Source organism: Moritella sp. 36 (genome assembly GCF_018219415.1).
GTDB lineage: Bacteria > Pseudomonadota > Gammaproteobacteria > Enterobacterales > Moritellaceae > Moritella.
In genome coordinates, this window is the sequence record NZ_CP056120.1 from 4,797,696 (window position 1) to 4,822,986 (window position 25,291).

Consider the following 25,291-nt stretch of genomic DNA (forward strand, 5'->3'; position numbering starts at 1 on the left):
TTAAGTCGATATTTCAATTAATCATACTTTAATTTGTATGGTTAAGCCTCACGGGTAATTAGTACAAGTTAGCTCAATGCCTCACAGCACTTACACACCTTGCCTATCAACGTTGTAGTCTCCAACGGCCCTTCAGGGGACTTAAAGTCCCAGTGAGAACTCATCTCGAGGCCTGCTTCCCGCTTAGATGCTTTCAGCGGTTATCAGTTCCGAACTTAGCTACCGGGCAATGCTATTGGCATAACAACCCGAACACCAGTGGTTCGTCCACTCCGGTCCTCTCGTACTAGGAGCAGCTCCTCTCAATTCTCAAACGCCCACGGCAGATAGGGACCGAACTGTCTCACGACGTTCTAAACCCAGCTCGCGTACCACTTTAAATGGCGAACAGCCATACCCTTGGGACCAACTTCAGCCCCAGGATGTGATGAGCCGACATCGAGGTGCCAAACACCGCCGTCGATATGAACTCTTGGGCGGTATCAGCCTGTTATCCCCGGAGTACCTTTTATCCGTTGAGCGATGGCCCTTCCATTCAGAACCACCGGATCACTAAGACCTACTTTCGTACCTGCTCGACGTGTCTGTCTCGCAGTTAAGCTGGCTTATGCCTTTGCACTAACCACATGATGTCCAACCATGTTTAGCCAACCTTCGTGCTCCTCCGTTACTCTTTGGGAGGAGACCGCCCCAGTCAAACTACCCACCAGACACTGTCCGCAATCCCGATAAGGGACCTACGTTAGAACATCAAACGTACAAGGGTGGTATTTCAAGGTTGACTCCACATCATCTAGCGACAATGCTTCAACGTCTCCCACCTATCCTACACATGTAGGTTCAATGTTCAGTGCCAAGCTATAGTAAAGGTTCACGGGGTCTTTCCGTCTAGCCGCGGGTACACTGCATCTTAACAGCGATTTCAATTTCACTGAGTCTCGGGTGGAGACAGCGTGGCCATCATTACGCCATTCGTGCAGGTCGGAACTTACCCGACAAGGAATTTCGCTACCTTAGGACCGTTATAGTTACGGCCGCCGTTTACCGGGGCTTCGATCATGAGCTTCGACCTAAGTCTAACCCAATCAATTAACCTTCCGGCACCGGGCAGGCGTCACACCGTATACGTCATCTTTCGATTTTGCACAGTGCTGTGTTTTTAATAAACAGTTGCAGCCACCATTTCTCTGCGACCGACAATAGCTTACGGAGCAAGTCCTTCACCATCATCGGCGTACCTTCTCCCGAAGTTACGGTACCATTTTGCCTAGTTCCTTCACCCGAGTTCTCTCAAGCGCCTTAGTATTCTCTACCTAACCACCTGTGTCGGTTTGGGGTACGATTCTCTTATATCTGAAGCTTAGAGGTTTTTCCTGGAAGCCGGGTATCAACTACTTCATCTCCGTAGAGACTCGTCATCAGCTCTCAGCCTTAATGTGCGCCCGGATTTACCTAAGCACACAGCCTACAACCTTAAACATGGACAACCATCGCCATGCTAGCCTAACCTTCTCCGTCACCCCATCGCAATATAAGTGAGTACAGGAATATTAACCTGTTTCCCATCGACTACGCCTTTCGGCCTCGCCTTAGGGGTCGACTCACCCTGCCCCGATTAACGTTGGACAGGAACCCTTGGTCTTTCGGCGTGGAGGTTTTTCACCCCCATTATCGTTACTCATGTCAACATTCGCACTTCTGATACCTCCAGCAAGCTTCTCAACTCACCTTCGACGGCTTACAGAACGCTCCTCTACCATGCAAGAACAAGTCTTGCATCCGTAGCTTCGGTGGTATGTTTAGCCCCGTTAAATCTTCCGCGCAGACCGACTCGACCAGTGAGCTATTACGCTTTCTTTAAAAGATGGCTGCTTCTAAGCCAACTTCCTGGCTGTCTGAGCCTTTCCACATCGTTTCCCACTTAACATACACTTTGGGACCTTAGCTGACGGTCTGGGTTGTTTCCCTTTCCACGACGGACGTTAGCACCCGCCGTGTGTCTCCCGCGATTGAACTTATTGGTATTCGGAGTTTGCAAAGGGTTGGTAAGTCGGGATGACCCCCTAGCCTTAACAGTGCTCTACCCCCAATAGTTAGACGCGAGGCGCTACCTAAATAGCTTTCGAGGAGAACCAGCTATCTCCCGGTTTGATTGGCCTTTCACCCCCAGCCACAAGTCATCCGCTAATTTTTCAACATTAGTCGGTTCGGTCCTCCAGTTGATGTTACTCAACCTTCAACCTGCCCATGGCTAGATCACCGGGTTTCGGGTCTAATCCCAGCAACTATTCGCGCAGTTAACACTCGGTTTCCCTACGGCTCCGCTATTCGCTTAACCTTGCTACTGAAATTAAGTCGTTGACCCATTATACAAAAGGTACGCAGTCACAGAACAAGTCTGCTCCCACTGCTTGTACGTATACGGTTTCAGGTTCTATTTCACTCCCCTCACAGGGGTTCTTTTCGCCTTTCCCTCACGGTACTGGTTCACTATCGGTCAGTCAGTAGTATTTAGCCTTGGAAGATGGTCCTCCCATATTCAAACAGCATATCACGTGTGCCGTCCTACTCGATTTCACAGTAAGGTCGTTTTCATGTACGGGACTATCACCCTGTATCGTGAAACTTTCCAGAATCTTCCACTAACTTCCAAACTGCTTAAGGGCTAGACCCCGTTCGCTCGCCGCTACTAAGGGTATCTCTATTGATTTCTTTTCCTCGGGGTACTTAGATGTTTCAGTTCTCCCGGTTCGCTTCGCAACGCTATGTATTCACGTTACGATACTCTACAAAGTAGAGTGGGTTCCCCCATTCGGAAATCTGTGGATTAACGCTTTTTATCAACTCCCCACAGCTTAACGCAGATTAACACGTCCTTCATCGCCTCTGACTGCCTAGGCATCCACCGTATACGCTTAGTCACTTAACCATACAATCTAAAGTCGACCGTACAATTGAAATAACTAGGTATTATCTAGTTTTTTTTCGCCTCAAGAATACTCAAGAACACTATATTGTTATTACCGAAGTAATAACGTGTTTTAAGAACTTCTTTATTTATTCAGCTTTCCAAATTTTTAAAGAGCATTTGCTAAAAAGCAAAGTTTTCGTCTCTAACCCTGAATTTCAGAGTTAAAAAAACCAAAGTTAAGTCGCTTGCTATACATAAGCAGATTTAACTTTGGTCTCTTCCTGAGAACATGATGTGGTGGAGCTATGCGGGATCGAACCGCAGACCTCCTGCGTGCAAGGCAGGCGCTCTCCCAGCTGAGCTATAGCCCCACATCATTGTGGCTAGTAAATTGGTAGGACTGAGTAGATTTGAACTACCGACCTCACCCTTATCAGGGGCGCGCTCTAACCAACTGAGCTACAGTCCTACTGACATTTCTTACATGCTTTTCAACTTTCTATTCAAGCAATTTGTGTGGGCACTTACAAAAATTAACAACTTTACGTAAGGAGGTGATCCAGCCCCAGGTTCCCCTAGGGCTACCTTGTTACGACTTCACCCCAGTCATGAACCACACCGTGGTCATCGCCCTCCCGAAGGTTAAGCTAATGACTTCTGGTGCAGCCCACTCCCATGGTGTGACGGGCGGTGTGTACAAGGCCCGGGAACGTATTCACCGTGACATTCTGATTCACGATTACTAGCGATTCCGACTTCATGGGGTCGAGTTGCAGACCCCAATCCGGACTACGACGCACTTTATGGGATTCGCTTACCATTGCTGGTTTGCAGCCCTTTGTATGCGCCATTGTAGCACGTGTGTAGCCCTACTCGTAAGGGCCATGATGACTTGACGTCGTCCCCACCTTCCTCCGGTTTATCACCGGCAGTCTCCTTAGAGTTCCCACCATTACGTGCTGGCAAATAAGGATAAGGGTTGCGCTCGTTGCGGGACTTAACCCAACATTTCACAACACGAGCTGACGACAGCCATGCAGCACCTGTCTCATAGTTCCCGAAGGCACCAATTCATCTCTGAAAAGTTCTATGGATGTCAAGAGTAGGTAAGGTTCTTCGCGTTGCATCGAATTAAACCACATGCTCCACCGCTTGTGCGGGCCCCCGTCAATTCATTTGAGTTTTAACCTTGCGGCCGTACTCCCCAGGCGGTCTACTTAATGCGTTAGCTTAAGAGCCCAGTTCTCAAGGAACCAAACTCCGAGTAGACATCGTTTACGGCGTGGACTACCGGGGTATCTAATCCCGTTTGCTACCCACGCTTTCGCATCTGAGCGTCAGTTACTTGCCAGGTGGCCGCCTTCGCCACTGGTATTCCTTCAGATCTCTACGCATTTCACCGCTACACCTGAAATTCTACCACCCTCTCAAGAACTCTAGTTTGCCAGTTCGAAATGCAGTTCCCAGGTTGAGCCCGGGGCTTTCACATCTCGCTTAACAAACCGCCTGCATGCGCTTTACGCCCAGTAATTCCGATTAACGCTTGCACCCTCCGTATTACCGCGGCTGCTGGCACGGAGTTAGCCGGTGCTTCTTCTGCGAGTAACGTCACAGCAGTAGAGTATTAATCTACTGCCTTTCCTCCTCGCTGAAAGTACTTTACAACCCTAAGGCCTTCTTCATACACGCGGTATGGCTGCATCAGGGTTTCCCCCATTGTGCAATATTCCCCACTGCTGCCTCCCGTAGGAGTCTGGACCGTGTCTCAGTTCCAGTGTGGCTGATCATCCTCTCAGACCAGCTAGGGATCGTCGCCTTGGTGAGCTCTTACCTCACCAACAAGCTAATCCCACTTGGGCTCATCTAGTCGCGAGAGCTTTCAAGAAGAGGCCCCCTTTCACCCGTAGGTCGTATGCGGTATTAGCAGTCGTTTCCAACTGTTGTCCCCCTCGACTAGGCAGATTCCCAAGCATTACTCACCCGTCCGCCGCTCGACGCCAGAATAGCAAGCTATTCTTCGTTTCCGCTCGACTTGCATGTGTTAAGCCTACCGCCAGCGTTCAATCTGAGCCATGATCAAACTCTTCAATTAAAAGTTTTTGACTAATCAACGATGTTGATTAAGTCGGCTCAATGAATTCTGTACTTCAACAACAAACCGAGGTTTGTTGTTTATAAAACCAAATCTTTCGATTTAATTTAATGTTCACAATTACATTGATATAATTTTTGGTCATTATATCTCTGCAAGTGCTCACACAGATTGCTTGAATAAATTGTTAAAGAGCATTGACCTTGACGTCATCCGTCGTAGTCAGGCTGCGTATTCTACGCAAACCAATTTCGAAGTCAAGTACATATTTGCACTTTATTCCAGGAAGTTTAAAAAGTAACTTTCGATACTGATAAACACCTTTACTTAGCGGCTGTTGCCGTGTCAGTGAGGTCGCATTATAGAGAACTAATGACTTCAAGCAAGTGATTTCATTAATTAGTCACTAAAAACCAAGAATCCGCGTTACCAAGCTGTTAAACACACCTTAACGTATAAGAAGTAATCTATTTCTGATTGTATTCATTATAGACATACTGCATACCCGCTTTATTAAAGGCTACGACTTGATATGCATCACTCGCGCCGGGAACATCCATACCTGGTGCACTCTGTGGCATGCCGGGAGTTGCAATGCCAGTGACTCTTTTATTCTGAGCTAATAGCTTCTTGATATCAGCGGCAGGAACATGGCCTTCGATAGTATAATCATTAACTATTGCTGTATGACAAGATCGCAGGTTATGAGGTACGCCATATTGATTCTTTACATCACTCATATATTCATTGTTAATAACCGTTAATGAAAATCCCGCATCTTCCATTTGCTCAGCCCACTCTGTACAGCAACCACAATACTGCGATTTATATACAGTCATCTCTTCAGCCAATGCAGCACTACCAATTAAACTACTAGTGAGTAAGACAGGTTTTAAAATTTTAGCAATAAATGTCATCAGAAGATCCTAAAAAAAAGAAAATAATGATAAGCATTCCAGTTGAGGTAAGGTCAATTGCATTAAGAAGAGCGAATCAGCAAATTGTGATAAGCGTTTAGATATTGTCGACTCATATGAAGGTAGTTAAATTCATGCATAACACGGTCATAAGCAAAGGTAGTTTTAATTTGGCTTTGACTATGAATCAAACTTTTGGTTATTGCAGACTGTAAGGCATCGGGATCTTTAGGTGGAACTATCCACCCCCCACGACCATGTGCCAGCATATGTGGCATACCGCCAACATTAGTAACAACGCAAGGAACTCTAGCCTGCATAGCTTCTAGTAAAGCGATTGGTGTACCTTCTGTAATAGAGGGCATAACGAAAACATCAAAATGGCTAAAATAACTTGGTAGTGATTCTACAAAGCCAAATAGTAGGACATGTTCATCTAAATCCAACGTCCTGATTTTTTCTCGTAATCGATACTCCTCCCTACCGGCACCAAATATAACAAGTACAGTATTCGGATCATTTTTTATCAACTTGGGTAATGCGTCGATAAGTGTATCGAAACTTTTTTCAACAGCAAGACGACCTACAGCCATTAATCGTGTTGTTTTATTATGTAAAAAAGTACTTAAACGCTCTTCAATCTCACACATCGGCATGTAACCACCGATACCATTCTCAATAACCGTATATTGGTTTGCTTCTAACCCTTGAACACTTGGTAGATTAGTCATGTGCTGACTAACAAGAAAAACCCGATTTAATTGCTTTAATGAGTACTTATCCAAATATTGATAAAATGCCATTTTACTAAATCTAGGTGCGGATACATAACCATGTACGGTTGAACAAAAACATTTAAAGCGGTTTCGTTTCAACATCAAACCAAACAGTATATTGAATTTATAACCGTGAGAGTGGACAATATCAAACCTATTTTTCTCGGCAAATTTTTTTATATAATGACTGATACAAAAATATTCGAGTTTATTTACCCTAATTAAATTGACCGTTATGCCGTATTGGCGACAAATTGTTTCAAACTCTTTTTCTGCCTGTCCTTTATAACCAAAGCTAAGCAAAGCGGCTTCATGCCCAAGTACCTTCAAACCGAGCATTAATTCAATTAAAACTCTTTCAGCACCATAAAAACCACCACTTTCGATCACGTGTAAAATTTTCATTCTCATAATATCCTTATCATTAACTTACACAGCGTCCTTTCCTCTTTTTTATACTGTTAAGTTGTAATACTTTCCGCAGATATATATCACTAATTGTTTGCCAGCGATAATCAGAAAATAGTTGGTGTAGAAGGAGGGGCGCCTCACGACGGTGATAATCGTGTAACCATTTTTTAAATAAGTTATCTGCTCTAATGTTCGGTTGTTGGTTGTCCATGACCCAAGTTGAAATACACCCTAGCACAGGTGTTTTCGTTTCTTCCATAAACTGGCTGACTAGCTTACGACTTGATTCATATTTTCTAAAACGGATACTATTGGTATTAATAATTTCATATCGCTTAGTTAAGACTTTATGGGTTGATACATTTAAATGCTGAAAATCCCTAAATACAGACTCAATAGGCTCCGCTTGTACATCCACTCTACGAACCCGACTAGCACAGCTATATTCATAACCAGCCAAGATTAATTCGTCTTCTAACCACGCCGAGGTCGCACAGCATAATTTTGTATCACTCCGATACCCAATGATACGGTGGCCAATGACTTGTGATAACAGATCTTTATAACGGTTTAAATCTTCAATAATTTTACGCTTATTGAAATGCTGCGTATCGGGCAGGCTATAATGTCGATATGCAAGTTCATGTCCCTGTTCTGCTATTTTTTTTAACATCGAAGGAAAGTGAATAATCGTCCAACCGTAAACAAAAAATGTGGCTGTCACATTATGATCACTTAATAATAATAAAATTTTATCTACTGCATATTCAATGCGAGGTGAGAGTAGACTCCAATCTTTTTCCTTAATACAGTATTGAAAAGCGGGGGCTTGAAAATAATCTTCCACATTGATAGTTAACGCATTAATAATCGCCATAACGATCCCCTCATCGACAATCTACTCTATTATCATAAGAATAGACCATCACATCGTACTATTTGGGATTAGAGAGATATTTACTGAACACTGCTTATATTTTTATGTCGCAAGCCAAATTTTGATTTATCGAATGATAATAAAGGCTTAATTTATATGCTAACAGTGCTATGATTTATTGCTAATGACCTAACTTTCTTTATTAAAAGGTGCTGCTCATGGAATACAATACTTCTGAACTATGCGACATTTATACAGATATGATTGATGTTGTTGAACCTATGTTCATGAATTTCGGTGGAAAGTCATCATTCGGTGGTCAAATAACCACAATTAAATGCTTTGAAAGTTTAGGGCTGATTGCTGAAACAGTTCAACAAGCCGGATTAGGTAGAGTTCTACTCATTGATGGTGGAGGTTCATTAAGAAGAGCATTAATTGATTCTGATATTGCCCAACTGGCATTCGAGAATGAATGGGAAGGCATTATTGTTTACGGTAGTATTCGAGAAGTCGATCAGCTAGACGATATTAATATTGGAATTCAGAGCCTTGCTTCTATTCCTGTTGGTGCAGATGATAATCGAACAGGTGAACTAGATGTGGCGGTTAATTTTGGCGGTGTCACATTCTTACCTGACGATCATGTTTATGCCGACAGCACTGGTATTATTCTATCTGCAGATGCGCTAGATATTGAGTAACACGCAAAAACATATAGAAACAGAGGTATAAGTTAGCCATAACCATACCTCTGAATCAAATTATGCTTCTTCTTCTAACTCTTCTAGTTCTTGAACTTCATCCATTCTGCCTAGCAAAGAACGTAAACGATCTTGCCATACATCTTGCTGACTTTTAAGCTCAGAGTTATTCGCTAATAATTGGTTGTTTTCTTCTTTTAGCTCTTCTAATTCCATTTGTAATAGGGAAATGGTATCAACTGCCGTTTGTACTTTACTTTCTAATTTATCTAATACGTCAAAATTCATTTTTTCACCCATAATTTAAGAATTCAATATTGTGCTGAGAGGGCTTATCCCTTGCTAGAAGAATACAACGCTAGTCAATCTACAACAAGTCTTATTAGTCAAATTATGATGCACTTAAGCAGAATTAACTTTTTGTTTGTGAGCGCTGGCATTAATACATCAAATTGTTTGATTCATCGCTAGTGAAGGCATCTCAGAATCAGGTCTACCTACAACTTTAGCAGGAACCCCAGCAACAGTCGTATGTTCAGGTACATGATCGAGCACGACACTACCCGCACCGACTTTGGCTCCTCTGCCGACTTCAATATTACCTAACACTTTAGCACCAGCGCCAATCATTACACCCGCTCTAATTTTCGGATGACGATCACCACTTTCTTTACCTGTACCACCTAGCGTAACACTTTGCAAAATTGACACGTCGTCTTCTACAATTGCTGTTTCACCAATAACAATACCAGTTGCATGATCAAGCATAATACCTTTGCCAATTCTAGCCGCTGGATGAATATCAACAGCAAACACCACTGATATTTGGTTTTGTAAATAAATCGCTAATGCTTCACGCTTTTGGTTCCACAACCAATGGGCAACTCGATAAGACTGTAGAGCAAGAAAACCTTTCAAATATAATAACGGTGTCGAGAAATATTCAACCGCTGGGTCTCGCTCTTGTACTGCACATAAATCCGCACCCACCGCATGTAAAATAGTAGGATCTGCTTTTAATGCCTCTTCAATCACTTCGCGTAATAAAATGGCAGGCATTGTCGCACTATCGAGTTTATTGGCTAATTGGAAACTTAATGAGCATTTTAAGCTGTCGTGATTTAGTATTGTTGAATGGAAGAAGCTAGCAAGCATCGGTTCCTGCTCAACCAATAATTTAGCTTCATCTCTAATTCTAAGCCAAGACATTGAAAGTTTATCTTCCATGTTTATTCCTTTACAACATTTAGAATTCACGTTTATATTAATCATTTTTCATCTTTACAATTGAGATTGGATCTTGATGAATGAGAACTTCCGTATTTACAAATTCACAGAGTAAATTAGTTTCAACATTATCGGCAATCGCATGGGCCTGAAACAGAGTAAGGTGATCATCCAGTTCTATATGCAATTGAATAAAACGCATATAGCCTGATTGTCGCGTTCGTAACTCATGTAGTCCGAGTACATTTTCCGTATTTACCACAATCGCTGTTATTTTATCAATATCTTCAGCCGGTAATTCATGATCCAATAATGTCTGAATTGACTCCATACCGATCTCGTACGCACTGTATAATATGTAGCAGGATATCAAAATTGTCGCTAATCCATCAACCCAATAAAAACCATACGCAGATAAACTAAGCGCAATAAGTACTGTCGCATTAAGCCACAAGTCAGATTTATAATGAAGTGAATCAGCTTTAATCGCAATACTTCCGGTTTTAGCCACAACATGCGTTTGGTAACGAATTAAAATAAAAGTGACTAATAACGCAAAAATGGATACAGCGATACCAAGCTCTGAACGTTCGATCGGCTGAGGATCTAATAATGCGCTAATACCATGCAGCATTAATAAAATAGATGAGCCAACAATGAACGCTGATTGCACTAATCCAGCTAAAGATTCTGCTTTACCATGGCCAAAGCGATGCGCATCATCCGCTGGCTCTAAAGCATATTTAATAGCAAACAAATTAATGATGGATGCACCAATATCTAAAAATGAATCCGTCAATGAGGCTAATATTGATGCCGACCCAGTGGCAAACCACACAAACAATTTACTACATAATAAAATGACCGCTGTAGCAACAGAAGCATAACTGGCTCGTTTAATTAATTGTTCATGATCAGAATCTATCACAGAGTTACCCTTTATATTATCTATGCGTTTATTATAAACTGGGGTAATAGAAAAACAACGTGAAGTTATTCACTTAAACAACCTATAAATCAAAGAAAATAGGGAAAATAAAAATATTCTGTTGTTATTTTAGGATAGCAGCAACACATAGATATAATTAGGGCTTAAATCCTAGTTCGTTCATCTAAAATTGTAGTAATAAATACTGTGTAATTAAGCCTAAACCATAAATAAAGCAATTACGTAGCACCTCACAATCTTCAGCTCTTTAATTGAAGATTGCATTGTTTATTACACGATCTTAGTTAAACTGACTAGGTATCACTATTTTTTATAATGCTGAAACAAAAATGTAAAACAAGGTAAATCTTCGAATTATTTACCGCTTAACCCAGTATCCTAATACAATAAAAACAATTAACAGAGTACCTAATATGACTAAATTATTACTAATTGATGACGATAAAGAGCTCGCCGAATTACTCGCTGAATTTCTAAGTCTCGAAGATTTCGATGTCGATATGGTACATGATGGTGAAGCGGGTTTAGCCGCAATTAGAAGTAGTCAATATGATATGGTACTTTTAGATGTCATGATGCCAAAACTAAACGGTTTTGAAGTATTAAAAAAACTTCGAGTAGATAACAGCACACCGGTCTTAATGTTAACCGCAAAAGGCGATGAAATTGACCGTGTACTTGGCTTGGAAATGGGTGCCGATGATTATTTACCAAAACCATTTAGTGATCGTGAGCTATTAGCTCGAATTAAAGCTGTATTACGTCGAATCGAGCCAACGACATCAACCAAAAAAACAGAATTGTTGACACATTTAGACATTGAAATAAACAGCCGAACCCAGGAGGCATGGTGTCAAAGTATTCTGCTTGACTTAACCAGTACCGAGCTAATGTTATTAGAGGCACTAATCTCATCGCCTGGTACGATCCTAACCAAAGCTGATTTAAGCGATCAAGTACTGGGGAAAAAGCTAACACCATTTGACCGTAGTATTGATATGCATTTAAGTAATTTACGTAAGAAGTTACCAGAAAGAAAAGATGAAAAAATGCGAATTCGTACGCTCCGTGGTCGTGGTTATATGTGGCTAGATACATAACCAGCCCATCTTACGCTTCTATTATTTTTGAAATAAGGTTATTAACACGTGCTGAGTCGCAAATTGAATCAACTGTTCGTTAAAATTTTTGTCTGGTTTTGGTGTATGCTACTACTTGTGGTTGCTGTCGTTATAGCACTACCAACCTTAGATAGCCGAATCATGAAACAACTTGATCCGCGCTCAGCTAGCATTTTAAATAGCATTGCACATAATATCTCTAGCTCTGCAGATCGCTATCCGAACATCCCATTACAAGTGTTAATAACCCCTAAAGAAGCACAGACAAAACATTTTTATTTGGTTAGTGAAAATGGCGATATCATTTCAAGTAGCAAAGCTTCTAAAGCCATTCGTCGCTTTATTTTGCAAAGTGAAGAATCGCCGAAACCGAAAGTAAAACAATATAAAAACTGGTTAATGACTGGACCAATACCAATAAAACTACGTGGTGAACAATTTCAGCTGTATGCAGCACAACAGTTACCAGCAGAGCACAACATATGGTTAATTAATGTATTAGATAGGCCATTTCTATTACTTTTCATTACTATGTTTGTCAGTATGCCGTTATGTGCACTACTCGCATGGCATATTTCGAAACCATTACAAAAATTACAAAGAACCGCATCCGAGATCACCGACGGTAATTTAGATGCTGTCGTTCCAGCGACTCAGAGACAAGATGAGATTGGTGAATTAGCGCGAAGTCTACGTACTATGATGCTTTCTATCCGTGAACATATTTCACTTCAGCATCGTTTATTGAGTGATATCTCTCATGAGTTGAGATCGCCCTTAACACGGCTGAAAATGTCAGTTGCATTATCTAAGCGCCATTATGGTGAGACCAAAGAGATCGTGCGTATTGATAATGAGTCGCAGCGTTTAGAAGAGATGATTGCAGCACTATTAAACTTATCGAAAACACAATTAAATGCCACAACCAAAGAATCATTTAATCTAGACTCACTGTTACAGCCTATTTGCGATGATGCTATTTTCGAGGCGGAGCAATTAGACAAAAATTTCAGTCATCAGCCTATTCCAGACTTGGATATCAAAGGTTTTCCAGCACTCTTCGGCAGCGCTATAGAGAATGTTATTCGTAATGCATTGCGCTATGCTAATCAACAAGTTCATTTAGCGGTAATCAGTGACCTAGATAAAATAACATTTGTGATAACTGATGACGGTCCTGGTGTGCCAGAAGATGAGATAGAACAGATATTCAAACCGTTTTACCGCGTATCACAAGCGCGCGATCGAGAATCCGGAGGGGCAGGTTTGGGACTCGCAATAACGGATAATGCAATCCGACAGCATCATGGCGAGATACGGGCAAGCAATAGAGATACTCAAGGTTTAAAAATCGCTATTACTATACCTATGATCTAATGGGCTCATCTGTGGTTTAACGGGAGCAGAAGATACTTAAAATCTTATTTATCTTCTGCTTTTTTATCCTTTTCAACCTGCGGACGCAATGGAGTTTTTGTATCTAAATCAGGAAACATCTTTTCTATTTGTCGACGCTGTTCTACCCGCGCTTTTTTCTTCTCATATATTTCAGTATCCAGATCATCAAAGAACATATTAATCAAAATATTTAAGCTAAAAGGTATCGCACTTAATACTACCAAGCCTATCACGATCAAAGTACTACGCTTTTTCATCACTTTTACCATTAGGTTGTTAAATTTGCTATTCTACGCAAAGTACCTACGTTATATAACCCTGAACTGAGACTTTATTATGTTACAAGTAGCACTATTTGAACCTGAGATCCCACCAAATACAGGTAATATCATTCGCCTTTGTGCCAACTCTGGTTTCAAATTACATTTAATCGAACCGCTTGGTTTTGAATGGGATGATAAAAGGGTAAAACGTGCGGGACTGGATTATCATGAATTTGCAGACGTAAAACGTCATGCTAATTATCAAGCATTTTTAGATTGTGTAGGTGATGCTCGTATTTTTGCATGTACAACCAAAGGCACAAAATACCATCATGAAGCACAATACCAAGCAGGTGATGTTTTATTATTTGGACCTGAAACACGTGGTCTACCGCCAGAAGTACTCGATACATTGCCACAAGAGCAAAAGGTAAGAATTCCGATGCTACCAGAGAGTCGCAGCATGAATCTATCGAACGCGGTATCTGTTTTCATCTATGAAAGCTGGCGCCAACTGGATTTTTCGGGTTCAAAATAAAAAGAAAGGGTGATAGAAAAAATTCCTATCACCCTTATCGTAAAATTATTTATAATCGTTATTTTACTAGATTAGCCGCATGAAAGCGCATATGCTTTTCAATAAACGTAGCGATAAAATAGTAACTATGATCATAACCATCATGCATTTCTAGCGTGAGAGGATAACCTTTTTTCTCTGCGGCAGCAGTCAACATATTCGGCTTGAGTTGCTCATCCAAGAATGAATCATCTTTTCCTTGTTCGACCATTGCTGGTACAAACGTTTCTGCTTTAGCCATCAGTAAACTAGCATCGTATTCTTGCCATGTTGCTTTGTCTTTACCTAAATAGTTTTGCAGCGCTTTTTGCCCCCAAGGGCAATTAATCGGATTACTAATCGGGCTAAATGCCGTTACTGAACGATAACGCTCAGGATTACGCAATGCCATCACTAATGCACCGTGACCACCCATTGAGTGACCACTGATGACACGCTCTTGTGTCACCGGGAAATTAGCTTCAATTAATGCAGGCAATTCATTGAGCACATAGTCATACATTTGATAATGTGTGTTCCACGGTGCTTGTGTGGCATTCACATAGAATCCAGCACCTAAACCAAAATCATACGCTTGGTCAACATCATCAGGTACACCTTCACCACGCGGACTAGTATCCGGTGCCACGATCGCAATACCCAGTTCTGCAGCAATACGCTGAGCACCGGCTTTTTGCATAAAGTTTTCATCAGTACACGTCAGGCCTGACAACCAATACATCACAGGTACTTTACGCATATTGGATGCTTGCGGTGGTAAATACACAGCAAAACGCATCTGACAGTTTAGTACAGTCGACGCATGGTTATATTGATGCTGCCAACCGCCAAACATTTTATTACTACTAACAACTTCTATAGACATGACAAACCTTTACTAGTCGTCCCGCTATGTAGATTATAAATAGCGGGACATATTTTAATTACTTATCGAAATGAATAACGGTACGGATACTTTCACCGCGATGCATTAAATCAAATGATTCATTGATATCTTCAAGACCCATGGTATGCGTAATGAAATCACTTAATTTGAATTCACCTTGTAGGTAACGTTCAACGTAATCAGGTAGTTCTGTACGGCCTTTAACACCACCGAATGCAGAACCACGCCATACACGACCAGTTACTAGTTGGAATGGACGTGTTGAGATCTCTTGACCTGCGCCCGCTACACCAATTACAACTGATTCGCCCCAACCTTTATGACAACATTCTAATGCAGAACGCATTAAGTTAACGTTACCAATACATTCGAATGAGTAATCTACACCACCGTCAGTTAATTCAACGATAACGTCTTGAATAGGCTTGTCATAATCTTTTGGATTAATGAAGTCTGTTGCACCTAATTTCTTCGCTAGTTCGAATTTACTTTCGTTAATATCGATGGCAATAATACGACTGGCCTTAGCCATCGTTGCACCGATAACAGCTGAAAGACCGATACCGCCTAGACCGAAGATAGCAACAGTTGCGCCTTCTTCAACTTTAGCCGTATTCATTACCGCGCCCATACCTGTCGTTACACCACAACCAAGTAGACATACTTCTTCAAGCGGTGCTTCTTTGTTAACTTTCGCTAACGAAATTTCTGGTAATACAGTGTATTCAGAGAATGTTGAGCAACCCATGTAATGAAAGATTGGCTGACCGTCTTTATAAAAACGCGTCGTGCCATCAGGCATTAAGCCTTTACCTTGTGTTTCACGGATCTGTTGGCAAAGGTTAGTTTTACCTGATTTACAGAACTTACATTCGCCACATTCTGGCGTATATAAAGGGATAACATGATCGCCAACTTGCACGCTCGTCACACCTTCGCCTATTTGTTCTACAATACCGCCACCTTCGTGACCTAAAATTACGGGGAAGATACCCTCTGGATCATCTCCCGATAATGTGAATGCATCGGTATGACATACGCCAGATGCGATCACTTTAACTAACACTTCACCTTTTCTTGGTAACATTACATCCACTTCTTCGATTGATAGTGGTTGCTTTGGACCCCAAGCAATAGCCGCTTTAGATTTAATAAATTTGTCAGTCATGTTCATCTCCATTGGGATAAAATTAATATCATCGTTAATGCTTATCTCTGCATCACGACCAGTCATACTGTATGGCGTTCATTATATTCATTTGCACAGTAATGATAATACCCTTTAAACACAAATTACTTTTACCCAGGTGTAACAATAAAAAGGAAAGCAAAAATACCGCGGTAATTTCATCTTTCTTTTTCGTTAATAACGAACTTGATAACAGTGCTGTATTATCAGGAAGGCTTAAACCTCTTCAGTATAGTCGATAGAATTTCATTGCATGATCTTCTCTTGTAGCGAAGGGGATAGCAACCAAGCGAGTGATAAACCACGGGCAAGCATAAAAGTATTCATCGCCAGCCATAAAGCATGATTACCTAATCCACTGCTAATAACATATGTAGGTAAGAATATACAAACGACACAAAATAACATGCTGTTACGCATATCTTTTGCCCGAGTTGCACCAATAAATACACCATCAAATACAAAACACCATACAGCTGTAAAGGGTAATAACACTAACCAAGGTAAATACTCAACAGCAATGGTATTAACACTTTCTATATCCGTGATCATATGCACTATTCCCTCGCCAAAGATGAAAAAAATCGTAGAGAAAACAACGGAAAATATACCCGCCCAGATCAATGACGCGAGAATTGATTGACGATAAGCAAGGGTATTTTTAGCGCCAACCGCCTTACCGACCATCGCTTCCACCGCGTAAGCCACGCCATCCAGCGCAAAAGAGATAAACATCAGAAAATTGAGTAACACCGCATTAGCCGCAATATACTCATCACCAAAACTTGCAGCTTTAAATGTCATGAAGGCGAATGTCAGTTGTAAACAGAGCGAACGGATAAATATATCACGGTTGAGTGACAGTAAGCCCTGTAATTTATCTGATGCAAATAAACGACTGATAATGTCAGATCTATGAGGTAACGAAATCTTACCGAGCTGCTTTAATACTAATAATAAGCCAAATAACAAAGCGGCATACTCTGCAATCACCGACGCAGCCGCAGCGCCCTCTACACCCCATTCTAAATTCACCACAAATAAAATATCTAAGAAAATATTAAACACGTTAGCAATAATTAATAACAGCATCGGCGCTTTCATATTTTGCAGGCCTATTAACCAACCTAATATCGCAAAATTAAATAACGCAGCGGGGATACCCCACATACGAATCGATAAATAGGCCTGTGCATTTTGTTGCACATTGTCACTTGCTTCCGTCAGCATTAAGGCTAATTCAACAATATAATTTTTACACAACAGTAATAAAACGGATAAACAAAACGCAATTAACAAGGCGTGTGCGAGCGTCATTAATATCGCAGAACTATCTTGTTTACCAAATGCCTGTGCAGTCAATCCTGTTGTCGACATGCGTAAGAAATTACACATAGAGACAATAAACATAACCACAGTAGAACCCAATGCTACGCCACCGAGATACCAAGCTTGTTCAAGATGACCAATAACGATGCTATCAACCAAACCTAGTAGTGGAATACTGATATTTGACAAGATCATTGGCAATGCCAACGCGATGATATTTCGATGCACCGAAGTAGGAATAGATAACCACATAGACAAATTCAACTTTGTAGAGGGAAATAAAAGAGGCCAGAGTCTATCTAACTTCAATTATGAAACAAAGTATTACCTATCGAAAATTAAAACAACTCTATTTCACCTTCATCCATCGACCCCGTACTGATCGTCTTCTGTTGTACTTGCAGTGATTGCTGTTTTAACTGTTCAGCGGCAACTTTGAGCTTATCAATAAAAGTATGCTGCTCAATATGCGCATCTGCTGATAGTAATTCGCTACACGCAAATAATACTTGCTTCATATTCTCAGCTTGCAATAAGTTGTGCTCGGATAATTGACTGATGATATCTTCAACCTGCAGACTTCTAACAGAATCATTAACGCATACTTGAGTATCAACCGATAAACTCATGAGATTATCTAAGTTTATTTCTAAGCTTTCTTCTAATTGGACAAATTTAATTAATTCTTGGTGTAACCGCGCTTGTGTCTGCGATGATTTTTCAGCATTATCTTTCGCTAACGATTCAACCATTGATTTCGCTTCAACGAATGTTGCCATCGCTTGTGTCACTTGTCCTCTGATATCCTCATTAAATTTATTTGAAGTATCAGATAATAATCGCATTTCTTGTGCTACAACGGCAAAACCACGTCCCATCTCTCCAGCCCGAGCAGCTTCAATCGCTGCATTCAAGGAAAGTAAATTGGTTTGCCTAGCGATTTTCTGTGCATTTTCAACAAGCCCATTAATATTATTCATCTGACTTTCCATCACTGCGATCTTATTGACGGCATCATTACTTTGCGCGGTAGTCTCCATCATTAAATCAGAACAAATATTAAGAAACTGGTGTGTTGATTCAATGAATGTTTTTAAATCAATTGCATCAGGATCATAATATTCTTTCCCTGTAAGGGCTAAGGCTTTATCTTTAGAGATACTGAGCAGTACTTTATGTAAAGATGCGGATTGCTCTGCTGACATACGCAATAACTGATAAAAAGCGCTATTTAAGGTGATAAACGACTCACTATTAATTTGCTGGGTTTTATTCAAACCATCTTTTAATTCATCAATACGTGGCGGGATCTCTTCTTGTAGCATACTGAGCAACATCGCTTTGGTATTCATCGACGTGATATGCTCAATTTTTTCTTCCACGGGTTTCTCTACCGACTTCTTATAAAGAGTAAATAGAGCTATCGACATAAGTATTAATGTGACGAACGCTGCACCAGCCGCAAGCCATTCCTGTAAAAGCAACATCAACAATAATGGCAGCAGCGCAACACCTTGATAAAAATTAAATCGAGTCATAAGCAACCCCTTTCGCTTTACCTGTTTTCTTTTGTACCAATGCCGCTAACTTAGGGGCAATTAACGGCAAACTTAATATATCCATAACAGCACCAAGCTGAACCGCGGCACCAGGCATCCCCCAAACAACGGATGACGCTTCATCTTGCGCGATAGTGACGGCATCAGTCTGTCGCATCGACAATAATCCCTCAGCCCCATCTTTCCCCATGCCAGTTAGCATGACACCAATCGCTTTAGCCCCATAAGTTGTAGCAACAGAATCAAATAACACGTCCACTGACGGTTTATGCCGATTAACCGCAGGACCATCAAATAATTGGCAAGTGTAACGTCGTCCAGATTTATGCACCTTTAAATGGCAATCGCCAGGCGCTATATATACATGATTAGGTTCAATAATTTGCTCACTAGTTACTTCAATCACAGTTAAACGGCAATTGTCGTTTAGACGCTTTGCAAACGCCCCACTGAAATTTTTTGGGATATGCTGGGTCACAACAACCGGAGGAAAAGGGGGAGCTAATGGCGTCAGTAATTCTCGCAATGCTTCTGTTCCTCCCGTTGAAGCACCAATCGCAATTAATCGTTCTGCTTGTATTTCTTGGCTTGCCGGTAAAGCTGTCACCGGGGTTTTCATAACGCGTAAGTTTGCATTGCTGGCTAATTTAACTTTAGCACACAGTTCATCGCCAAAATAACCGAATGATTGTGCGCTGTTATCAGTGGGTTTAGCAATAAAATCAAAGGCCCCTAACTCCAGAGCCTTCAATGTCACTGGCGCACCTTTTGATGTCAAGGTTGATACCATGACAACAGGCATTGGACGTAATCGCATTAAATTGTCTAAGAAAGAGAGACCGTTCATCCCTGGCATCTCAACATCCAGTGTTAATACATCTGGCTGTAGTTTTTTAATTTTTTCACGTGCATCAAAAGGATCGACGGCACTGCCAACAACATCAATCTCCGAATCTGAGTGAAGTAATGTCATTAATATCTTTCTCATTAATACAGAGTCATCGACAACAAGCACTTTTATTTTCTGCATAGAAGATATCCCTATAGCGCCGTTAAAATGGTGAGATAAAACGACCTTAACGTTGATAAATCGTTTGACCGACAAGACTAAAATGGGTGTTAAAACGTTGCAGACTTTCAGAATGACCAATAAAAAGATATCCACCGGGTTTAAGTAGCGAATAAAATCGTTGGACTAATTTTTTAGTCGTTTCCTCGTTGAAATAAATAAATACATTACGACAAAATATCGCATCAAACTGTCCCTTCATTGGCCATTTAGCAAGTAAGTTAAGCTGTTTAAAAGCAATCAGCTGCCTCACTTTTTCACTCATAACGTACTGATGAGAGTTATTCATATCGGGACAATATTGCAGGCGATAATCGATAGCGATCCCAGCCAGGTCATCATAGTAACCAGCAGTAGCATGAGACAGCACCTTACTATCTAGGTCTGTTGCTAATATTTTTGCATCCCAATAACGTAATTGGTTCTCAATTGTCATGGCTATCGAATATGCTTCCTGCCCAGTTGAGCACCCCGCAGACCATATTCTCAGTTTTTTATCTGGATTATTACGCTTAAAATCAGGCAGTGCGACTTGTTGTAAAAAATCAAAATGATATCGTTCACGAAAAAAACCAGTTAGATTTGTGGTGATCGCATTAATGAACTCGTTCAACTCGCCACTATAGCCATCTTGTAACAATTGGCAGTAAGCTGAAAAGCCATTTATCTTGAGATATCGGATCCTTTTCATCACCCGCGCATAAAGCATATCTCGCTTGGATTCACCGAGTACAATTCCCGATTGACTAAAGACCAGTTGCGTTAAATAATGAAAATCTATATCCGACATACACATGTTATTTAAGGTATCCCCCTTAGTTTCACTGTATAGCAGAGGAATAACTATATTAGTCATTAGCAACTATTGATGATTGCGTATTATGTCCTTTTATTTGCTCGATATTTTGAAACTGCTCTAAATCTAACAATAGACTTGAGCTGAGTAATACCACCATTTTATTGTTAATTGATATTAATCCTTGAATAACACTTGGGCCATAATCTTGACCCCATTGCGGCGGTAAATTAATATCGCCATGTGCGATCGTATGTACATCAGAGACAGCATCGACAACTAACCCCATTATTTTTGATTTATCTTCGACTAATACTTTCACGACAATAACGACTGTCGTCGTGCTGTATTCAATATTATTGAAACCAAATTTTTGTCGTAAATCCACAATAGGAACAATCGTGCCACGTAAATTAATCACGCCTTTCACATACTGCGGCATGTTAGGGATCTCGGTACAAGGTTCCCACCCACGAATCTCTTGTACATCTAATATTTCAACACCATATTCTTCATCTGCCATTATAAAAGTCAAAAATTGGGTTGATTGTTCACCTGTATCAATGTCAGCCTGCATACTACTCTCCATATCAATACCTTCTATTTAAGCGGCAACATGTGCACGCAGACCTTGCATTTGGCGTCGTTCGGTTGTGATTATTTTGACAATATCCGCAATATCTAAGATTAAAGCGACCGTTCCGTTCCCTAAAATAGTGGCACCAGATACACAGCTAACCTTCATGAAATTATCTTCTAAATTTTTAATCACGACTTGCTGCTGTGCAGCCAAATCATCCACTAATAAACCATATTTATTACAGCCACTTTCAACCACAACTAATAGTCCATCGGTAATATGCTCTAAACTCGTTTCATGGTTTAGTACTCGGTAGAGTCGAATAATAGGAATAAATTCATCACGTAATTTAAAGACCTCAGTTTGATCCGCCAACTTAGTCACCATGCCATCTTTCAGCTGCAGTGACTCAATGATTGACATAATAGGTAAGATATACGTTTTATTACCGATTTTGATTAGTTGACCATCCATAATAGAAAGCGTTAATGGCAAGCGAATCGAAAAACAACTGCCCTCTCCATCATGAGACTCAACCTTAATATCACCACCAAGCGATTCAATGTTTCTCTTCACCACGTCCATGCCGACGCCACGACCAGAAATGTCACTGATCGTTTCCACTGTTGAAAACCCAGGTGCAAAAATTAATTCATCAATTTGACTATTACTATAATGCTGGTCTTGATTAGCAATTCCGTTTTCAATGGCTTTAGCATGAATTTTTGCTCTGTTTAATCCTCGACCATCATCGCGGATCTCAATAATAATTTCACCACTTTGATGAAATGCCGTGATCCCCAAACAAGCAACGTCACTTTTACCAGCCAATTTACGCTCTCCGATGGTTTCAATACCATGGTCTAAAGCGTTACGAACGAGATGCATAATTGGGTCAGAGATCTTTTCAAGCATAATTTTATCTAGCTCAGTTTCTTCACCTTGCATCCTAAGCAGTACGTTTTTACCTAATTTCCCACTTAGATCCCTTACCATTCTAGGTATACGATTAAAGGCGAATTGGATCGGCAACATTCTTATTTTCATCACACTGTCTTGCATCTCACGGGTATGCTGAGATAATTGAATCAAGCCTTTTTTAAACTCAGGTAGCCTCTCAGCAGAAAAATCCTGACCAAGCTCACCGAGCATCGCTTGGGTGATCACTAATTCACCGACCATATTGATTAACGCATCAACTTTATCGATTGATACTCGAATTGAATTTATTTCAGTCGGCGCGTTATTCATTATTGTTTTCGATACAACTGGAGTCATCACAGATTCGGCTAAAGCATGATCAGTATTACCATATTCTGCCTTTGAATTAGAGAAAGTATTAGAATGTATAATGATGATTGTTGAGTCATCTGCAACCCATTCGAATATTTCTTTTATTTGCGATTCACTGATGTTGCTAATTAATTCAAGTTCCCAGCTCACATAAATATCTTCTGGTAATAACACCTCCCATAATGGGAGGTCCGCAATCTTGGGAGTTACTTTTAGCTCGCCCATCTCCTGTAATTCAGCAAAGATTAAACGTGGCTCATTACCTTGTTTTAAAATATCCGGACCGGGAATAAAATTAATTAACCAATAACCGTCATCGTGTGCATTAGTTGCTAATTCGGCAACATCCGTCACCGCTATTTCATCACCATTCGGTAATGCTTGTTGATTCATATCTCTTTGCAAAAATTGGTTATATTGATACTTAAGCTCTTCTACAATGTCAGGGATTGATTCTAAATCACAGGCTAATAGTTGGACCCACTCTCTTAAACAATCAACAGTTTGTAAAAAAAGACTAATATGATCGTCAGTAAGGACTAAAGTCCCAGCGCGTAGATCATCTAATAATGTTTCTGCGACATGAGTAAATTCTGTCAGTTGATTAAAACCGAATGTGCCCGCGCCCCCTTTAATGGAATGAGCAACCCGAAAAATCGTATTAATCACTTCGCTATCAACTGCACCAGGCGTTAGCTTTAGCAATTCAGTTTCCATCACTTCTAACCCTTCGACACATTCTTCAATAAATACCTGTTGAAATTGTTTGAGATCGATATCCATGCTTACCTCAATACTTTTTGCACGGTAGCAATGAGCTTTTCAGGATTAAAAGGTTTAACGATCCACCCAGTCGCACCAGCAGATTTACCAGCCATCTTTTTATCACTACCCGATTCTGTGGTTAACATTAAGATAGGCGTAAATTTATACGCTCGCTCATTACGCAGTTGGCTAATTAAGCTAATACCGTCCATCCGAGGCATATTAATATCAGAAATAATAAGATCAAAATTCCCCATTTTAGCTTTTTCTAATCCATCCACACCATCAACGGCGGCATCGACGTGATAACCAGCCTGCTTTAGGGTAAATTGAACCATTTCACGAATGGATACCGAGTCATCTACAGCTAATATTCGTTTCATGAGAACACCTCATACTGATGCGTAATTAAAATATACGTCGAACCCCAGAGCTTGAACAACAGTCGTAAATTTATCCGATGGAGATAGAAAAATGAGGGTCGCATTATGTGTAATTAAATGTTGAGAATAAGCATAAAATAATTGGCAAGTGGCACTGTCTATGTGAGTCACATTACGCGCATCAAGTACTTGAGATGACGCTTTAATGGGGAGCTGATCAAGTATAACTTTAAGAGTGGAAATCGATGAAACATCGATCTTATCATCCAACGTCATAGCAATAACGTATTGTTCCATAAACTAATCCTATATTTGTACCAGCGTACCGACAAACAAATTAAATATTTATTTTTATATCTCATGTTGAGTATAGGAAAAGAAAAAATTAATAGGTAGAAGATGATCAGAACTGTGATGTTAAAGCAAGATTTGAAAACGATTTCTAAATTTAAAGATAGGGGATAAGAAATGAAAAAAGAAATATAAAGATAGATAGTCAGCAATAGGATTATTTACTATCTATCTTCAGGCTCGATGGGTAAGAAGGTGTGATTACATCCAATCGGTATTACGAATAATACCGACAGCGACACCTTCAATATCAAAATGTTGGAAATTTAAATCAACACGAATTGTGCTCATTTCATCATTCTCAGGGTGCAGTAAGATTTCACAGCCCTGCTGTTCAAAGCGCTTAACAGTTACTTCATCGTCAACACGCGCAACAACAACTTGGCCTTTACTGATATTTTTAGTTTTATGTACAGCTAATAAATCGCCATCCATAATCCCAATATTACGCATACTTTCGCCACGTACACGCAGTAAAAAATCTGCCGTTGGTGTAAACATTGAAGGGTCAACATTATAGTGTGCTTCAATATGTTCTTGCGCTAAAATTGGCTCACCGGCGGCAACCTGCCCAATTAAAGGTAAACCACTGTCATTACTGGCTTGCTCAGCATCAACCAACAAACGAATACCACGAGAAGTACCCGCAAGAATTTCGATATGGCCCTTTCGTGCTAATGCCTTTAAATGCTCTTCCGCAGCATTAGGTGAACGGAAACCAAGTTCCTTAGCAATTTCAGCTCGGGTCGGTGGCATACCAGTATTTTTAATATGTTGTTTAACTAATTCAAATACTTCTGCTTGTCTTTGTGTCAATGCTTTCATCATGAACCCTAACTGGTTTTATATACAGTTTCTTGTAATTATA

General features: G+C 40.5%; 22 protein-coding genes, 2 tRNA genes and 2 rRNA genes. 4 read left to right on the forward strand and 22 right to left on the reverse strand.

The window, feature by feature from the left end; translation table 11 throughout:
- Nucleotides 1–37: 37 nt before the first annotated feature.
- The 7 genes from HWV03_RS21310 to HWV03_RS21340 form a co-directional block, all read right to left on the reverse strand.
- Nucleotides 38–2,929: ribosomal RNA gene (locus tag HWV03_RS21310) — 23S ribosomal RNA — on the reverse strand.
- 277 nt (nt 2,930–3,206) lie between these two features.
- A tRNA-Ala gene (locus HWV03_RS21315) sits at nt 3,207–3,282 on the reverse strand.
- Nucleotides 3,283–3,303: 21 nt separating this feature from the next.
- Nucleotides 3,304–3,380, reverse strand: a tRNA-Ile gene (locus HWV03_RS21320).
- Between the two features lie 78 nt (nt 3,381–3,458).
- Nucleotides 3,459–5,003, reverse strand: a 16S ribosomal RNA gene (locus HWV03_RS21325).
- Together the 16S and 23S rRNA genes with 2 tRNA genes alongside form the textbook arrangement of a ribosomal RNA operon.
- A 467-nt stretch (nt 5,004–5,470) precedes the next feature.
- The gene (locus HWV03_RS21330; RefSeq protein ID WP_211677819.1) at nt 5,471–5,920 is read right to left on the reverse strand and encodes a DUF411 domain-containing protein; all 450 of its coding nucleotides are present in this window, start codon (nt 5,918–5,920) and stop codon (nt 5,471–5,473) included.
- Nucleotides 5,921–5,982: 62 nt separating this feature from the next.
- On the reverse strand, nt 5,983–7,101 hold the full coding sequence (locus HWV03_RS21335; protein ID WP_211677820.1) for a glycosyltransferase: 1,119 nt from the start codon (nt 7,099–7,101) through the stop codon (nt 5,983–5,985).
- 19 nt (nt 7,102–7,120) lie between these two features.
- A complete protein-coding gene (locus HWV03_RS21340; protein ID WP_211677821.1) occupies nt 7,121–7,984 on the reverse strand; it encodes a polysaccharide deacetylase family protein in 864 nt (287 codons plus the stop codon).
- Nucleotides 7,985–8,202: 218 nt separating this feature from the next.
- Between HWV03_RS21340 and rraA the strand changes: the two genes are divergently transcribed.
- Complete coding sequence (gene rraA / locus HWV03_RS21345; RefSeq protein ID WP_045108663.1) at nt 8,203–8,688, forward strand: ribonuclease E activity regulator RraA; 486 nt, start codon at nt 8,203–8,205, stop codon at nt 8,686–8,688.
- 60 nt (nt 8,689–8,748) lie between these two features.
- Here the strand turns inward: rraA and zapB are convergent, their stop codons facing one another.
- From zapB to HWV03_RS21360, 3 genes are all read right to left on the reverse strand, one after another.
- A complete protein-coding gene (gene zapB / locus HWV03_RS21350; protein ID WP_211673375.1) occupies nt 8,749–8,976 on the reverse strand; it encodes a cell division protein ZapB in 228 nt (75 codons plus the stop codon).
- Between the two features lie 159 nt (nt 8,977–9,135).
- Nucleotides 9,136–9,915, reverse strand: a complete 780-nt coding sequence (gene cysE / locus HWV03_RS21355) for a serine O-acetyltransferase (protein WP_211677822.1) — start codon at nt 9,913–9,915, stop codon at nt 9,136–9,138.
- Between the two features lie 37 nt (nt 9,916–9,952).
- Nucleotides 9,953–10,843 carry a cation diffusion facilitator family transporter gene (locus HWV03_RS21360; protein WP_274609798.1) on the reverse strand — a complete coding sequence of 297 codons (891 nt, stop codon included), beginning with the start codon at nt 10,841–10,843 and terminating at the stop codon, nt 9,953–9,955.
- A gap of 434 nt (nt 10,844–11,277) precedes the next feature.
- On the opposite strand from HWV03_RS21360, the gene HWV03_RS21365 reads away from it, so the two are divergent.
- Complete coding sequence (locus tag HWV03_RS21365) at nt 11,278–11,964, forward strand: response regulator (protein WP_211677823.1); 687 nt, start codon at nt 11,278–11,280, stop codon at nt 11,962–11,964.
- Between the two features lie 105 nt (nt 11,965–12,069).
- On the forward strand, nt 12,070–13,362 hold the full coding sequence (locus HWV03_RS21370) for an ATP-binding protein (protein ID WP_255546970.1): 1,293 nt from the start codon (nt 12,070–12,072) through the stop codon (nt 13,360–13,362).
- Nucleotides 13,363–13,406: 44 nt separating this feature from the next.
- Here HWV03_RS21370 and HWV03_RS21375 read toward each other — a convergent pair whose 3' ends face one another.
- Nucleotides 13,407–13,640, reverse strand: coding sequence for a hypothetical protein (locus HWV03_RS21375; protein WP_211677825.1), 234 nt, complete (start codon nt 13,638–13,640; stop codon nt 13,407–13,409).
- A 79-nt stretch (nt 13,641–13,719) separates the two neighbouring features.
- Between HWV03_RS21375 and trmL the strand changes: the two genes are divergently transcribed.
- Nucleotides 13,720–14,184: a tRNA (uridine(34)/cytosine(34)/5-carboxymethylaminomethyluridine(34)-2'-O)-methyltransferase TrmL gene (trmL, locus tag HWV03_RS21380; RefSeq protein WP_211677826.1), complete on the forward strand. Its 465-nt coding sequence runs from the start codon at nt 13,720–13,722 to the stop codon at nt 14,182–14,184.
- Nucleotides 14,185–14,242: 58 nt separating this feature from the next.
- On the opposite strand, the gene fghA is transcribed toward trmL, so the two are convergent.
- The 11 genes from fghA to lexA all read right to left on the reverse strand — a co-directional run bounded on the left by fghA (nt 14,243) and on the right by lexA (nt 25,248).
- Nucleotides 14,243–15,088 (reverse strand): S-formylglutathione hydrolase, encoded by an 846-nt coding sequence (fghA, locus tag HWV03_RS21385; RefSeq protein WP_211677827.1) that lies wholly within the window; start codon nt 15,086–15,088, stop codon nt 14,243–14,245.
- 58 nt (nt 15,089–15,146) lie between these two features.
- Nucleotides 15,147–16,277 carry an S-(hydroxymethyl)glutathione dehydrogenase/class III alcohol dehydrogenase gene (locus HWV03_RS21390; protein ID WP_211677828.1) on the reverse strand — a complete coding sequence of 377 codons (1,131 nt, stop codon included), beginning with the start codon at nt 16,275–16,277 and terminating at the stop codon, nt 15,147–15,149.
- A gap of 267 nt (nt 16,278–16,544) precedes the next feature.
- Nucleotides 16,545–17,879, reverse strand: coding sequence for an MATE family efflux transporter DinF (dinF, locus tag HWV03_RS21395; RefSeq protein ID WP_211677829.1), 1,335 nt, complete (start codon nt 17,877–17,879; stop codon nt 16,545–16,547).
- An 86-nt stretch (nt 17,880–17,965) separates the two neighbouring features.
- Complete coding sequence (locus HWV03_RS21400; RefSeq protein ID WP_211677830.1) at nt 17,966–19,165, reverse strand: methyl-accepting chemotaxis protein; 1,200 nt, start codon at nt 19,163–19,165, stop codon at nt 17,966–17,968.
- Nucleotides 19,152–20,216: a protein-glutamate methylesterase/protein-glutamine glutaminase gene (locus tag HWV03_RS21405; RefSeq protein ID WP_211677831.1), complete on the reverse strand. Its 1,065-nt coding sequence runs from the start codon at nt 20,214–20,216 to the stop codon at nt 19,152–19,154. Before HWV03_RS21405 ends, HWV03_RS21400 begins: the two co-directional genes overlap by 14 nt.
- A 46-nt stretch (nt 20,217–20,262) precedes the next feature.
- Nucleotides 20,263–21,111, reverse strand: coding sequence for a CheR family methyltransferase (locus HWV03_RS21410; protein ID WP_211677832.1), 849 nt, complete (start codon nt 21,109–21,111; stop codon nt 20,263–20,265).
- Nucleotides 21,104–21,640, reverse strand: coding sequence for a chemotaxis protein CheW (locus tag HWV03_RS21415; protein ID WP_211677833.1), 537 nt, complete (start codon nt 21,638–21,640; stop codon nt 21,104–21,106). Before HWV03_RS21415 ends, HWV03_RS21410 begins: the two co-directional genes overlap by 8 nt.
- Before the next feature lie 15 nt (nt 21,641–21,655).
- Entirely contained in the window at nt 21,656–23,707 is a 2,052-nt protein-coding gene (locus HWV03_RS21420; protein ID WP_211677834.1) for a chemotaxis protein CheA, read from the reverse strand.
- A 2-nt stretch (nt 23,708–23,709) separates the two neighbouring features.
- Entirely contained in the window at nt 23,710–24,072 is a 363-nt protein-coding gene (locus HWV03_RS21425; protein ID WP_211677835.1) for a response regulator, read from the reverse strand.
- Between the two features lie 9 nt (nt 24,073–24,081).
- A complete protein-coding gene (locus HWV03_RS21430; protein WP_211677836.1) occupies nt 24,082–24,369 on the reverse strand; it encodes an STAS domain-containing protein in 288 nt (95 codons plus the stop codon).
- 255 nt (nt 24,370–24,624) lie between these two features.
- Nucleotides 24,625–25,248, reverse strand: coding sequence for a transcriptional repressor LexA (gene lexA / locus HWV03_RS21435; protein ID WP_211677837.1), 624 nt, complete (start codon nt 25,246–25,248; stop codon nt 24,625–24,627).
- Nucleotides 25,249–25,291 lie beyond the last annotated feature (43 nt).

Coding starts and splice junctions, on each gene's coding strand:
- dinF (WP_211677829.1), bottom strand. CDS start 17,879: ATGTGGTTATCTATTCCTACTTCGGTGCATCGAAATATCATCGCGTTG.
- HWV03_RS21405 (WP_211677831.1), bottom strand. CDS start 20,216: ATGCAGAAAATAAAAGTGCTTGTTGTCGATGACTCTGTATTAATGAGA.
- HWV03_RS21335 (WP_211677820.1), bottom strand. CDS start 7,101: ATGAAAATTTTACACGTGATCGAAAGTGGTGGTTTTTATGGTGCTGAA.
- cysE (WP_211677822.1), bottom strand. CDS start 9,915: ATGGAAGATAAACTTTCAATGTCTTGGCTTAGAATTAGAGATGAAGCT.
- zapB (WP_211673375.1), bottom strand. CDS start 8,976: ATGAATTTTGACGTATTAGATAAATTAGAAAGTAAAGTACAAACGGCA.
- HWV03_RS21370 (WP_255546970.1), top strand. CDS start 12,070: ATGCTACTACTTGTGGTTGCTGTCGTTATAGCACTACCAACCTTAGAT.
- fghA (WP_211677827.1), bottom strand. CDS start 15,088: ATGTCTATAGAAGTTGTTAGTAGTAATAAAATGTTTGGCGGTTGGCAG.
- HWV03_RS21400 (WP_211677830.1), bottom strand. CDS start 19,165: ATGACTCGATTTAATTTTTATCAAGGTGTTGCGCTGCTGCCATTATTG.
- HWV03_RS21340 (WP_211677821.1), bottom strand. CDS start 7,984: ATGGCGATTATTAATGCGTTAACTATCAATGTGGAAGATTATTTTCAA.
- rraA (WP_045108663.1), top strand. CDS start 8,203: ATGGAATACAATACTTCTGAACTATGCGACATTTATACAGATATGATT.
- lexA (WP_211677837.1), bottom strand. CDS start 25,248: ATGAAAGCATTGACACAAAGACAAGCAGAAGTATTTGAATTAGTTAAA.
- HWV03_RS21410 (WP_211677832.1), bottom strand. CDS start 21,111: ATGACTAATATAGTTATTCCTCTGCTATACAGTGAAACTAAGGGGGAT.
- HWV03_RS21330 (WP_211677819.1), bottom strand. CDS start 5,920: ATGACATTTATTGCTAAAATTTTAAAACCTGTCTTACTCACTAGTAGT.
- HWV03_RS21375 (WP_211677825.1), bottom strand. CDS start 13,640: ATGAAAAAGCGTAGTACTTTGATCGTGATAGGCTTGGTAGTATTAAGT.
- trmL (WP_211677826.1), top strand. CDS start 13,720: ATGTTACAAGTAGCACTATTTGAACCTGAGATCCCACCAAATACAGGT.
- HWV03_RS21415 (WP_211677833.1), bottom strand. CDS start 21,640: ATGGAGAGTAGTATGCAGGCTGACATTGATACAGGTGAACAATCAACC.
- HWV03_RS21430 (WP_211677836.1), bottom strand. CDS start 24,369: ATGGAACAATACGTTATTGCTATGACGTTGGATGATAAGATCGATGTT.
- HWV03_RS21425 (WP_211677835.1), bottom strand. CDS start 24,072: ATGAAACGAATATTAGCTGTAGATGACTCGGTATCCATTCGTGAAATG.
- HWV03_RS21420 (WP_211677834.1), bottom strand. CDS start 23,707: ATGGATATCGATCTCAAACAATTTCAACAGGTATTTATTGAAGAATGT.
- HWV03_RS21390 (WP_211677828.1), bottom strand. CDS start 16,277: ATGACTGACAAATTTATTAAATCTAAAGCGGCTATTGCTTGGGGTCCA.
- HWV03_RS21365 (WP_211677823.1), top strand. CDS start 11,278: ATGACTAAATTATTACTAATTGATGACGATAAAGAGCTCGCCGAATTA.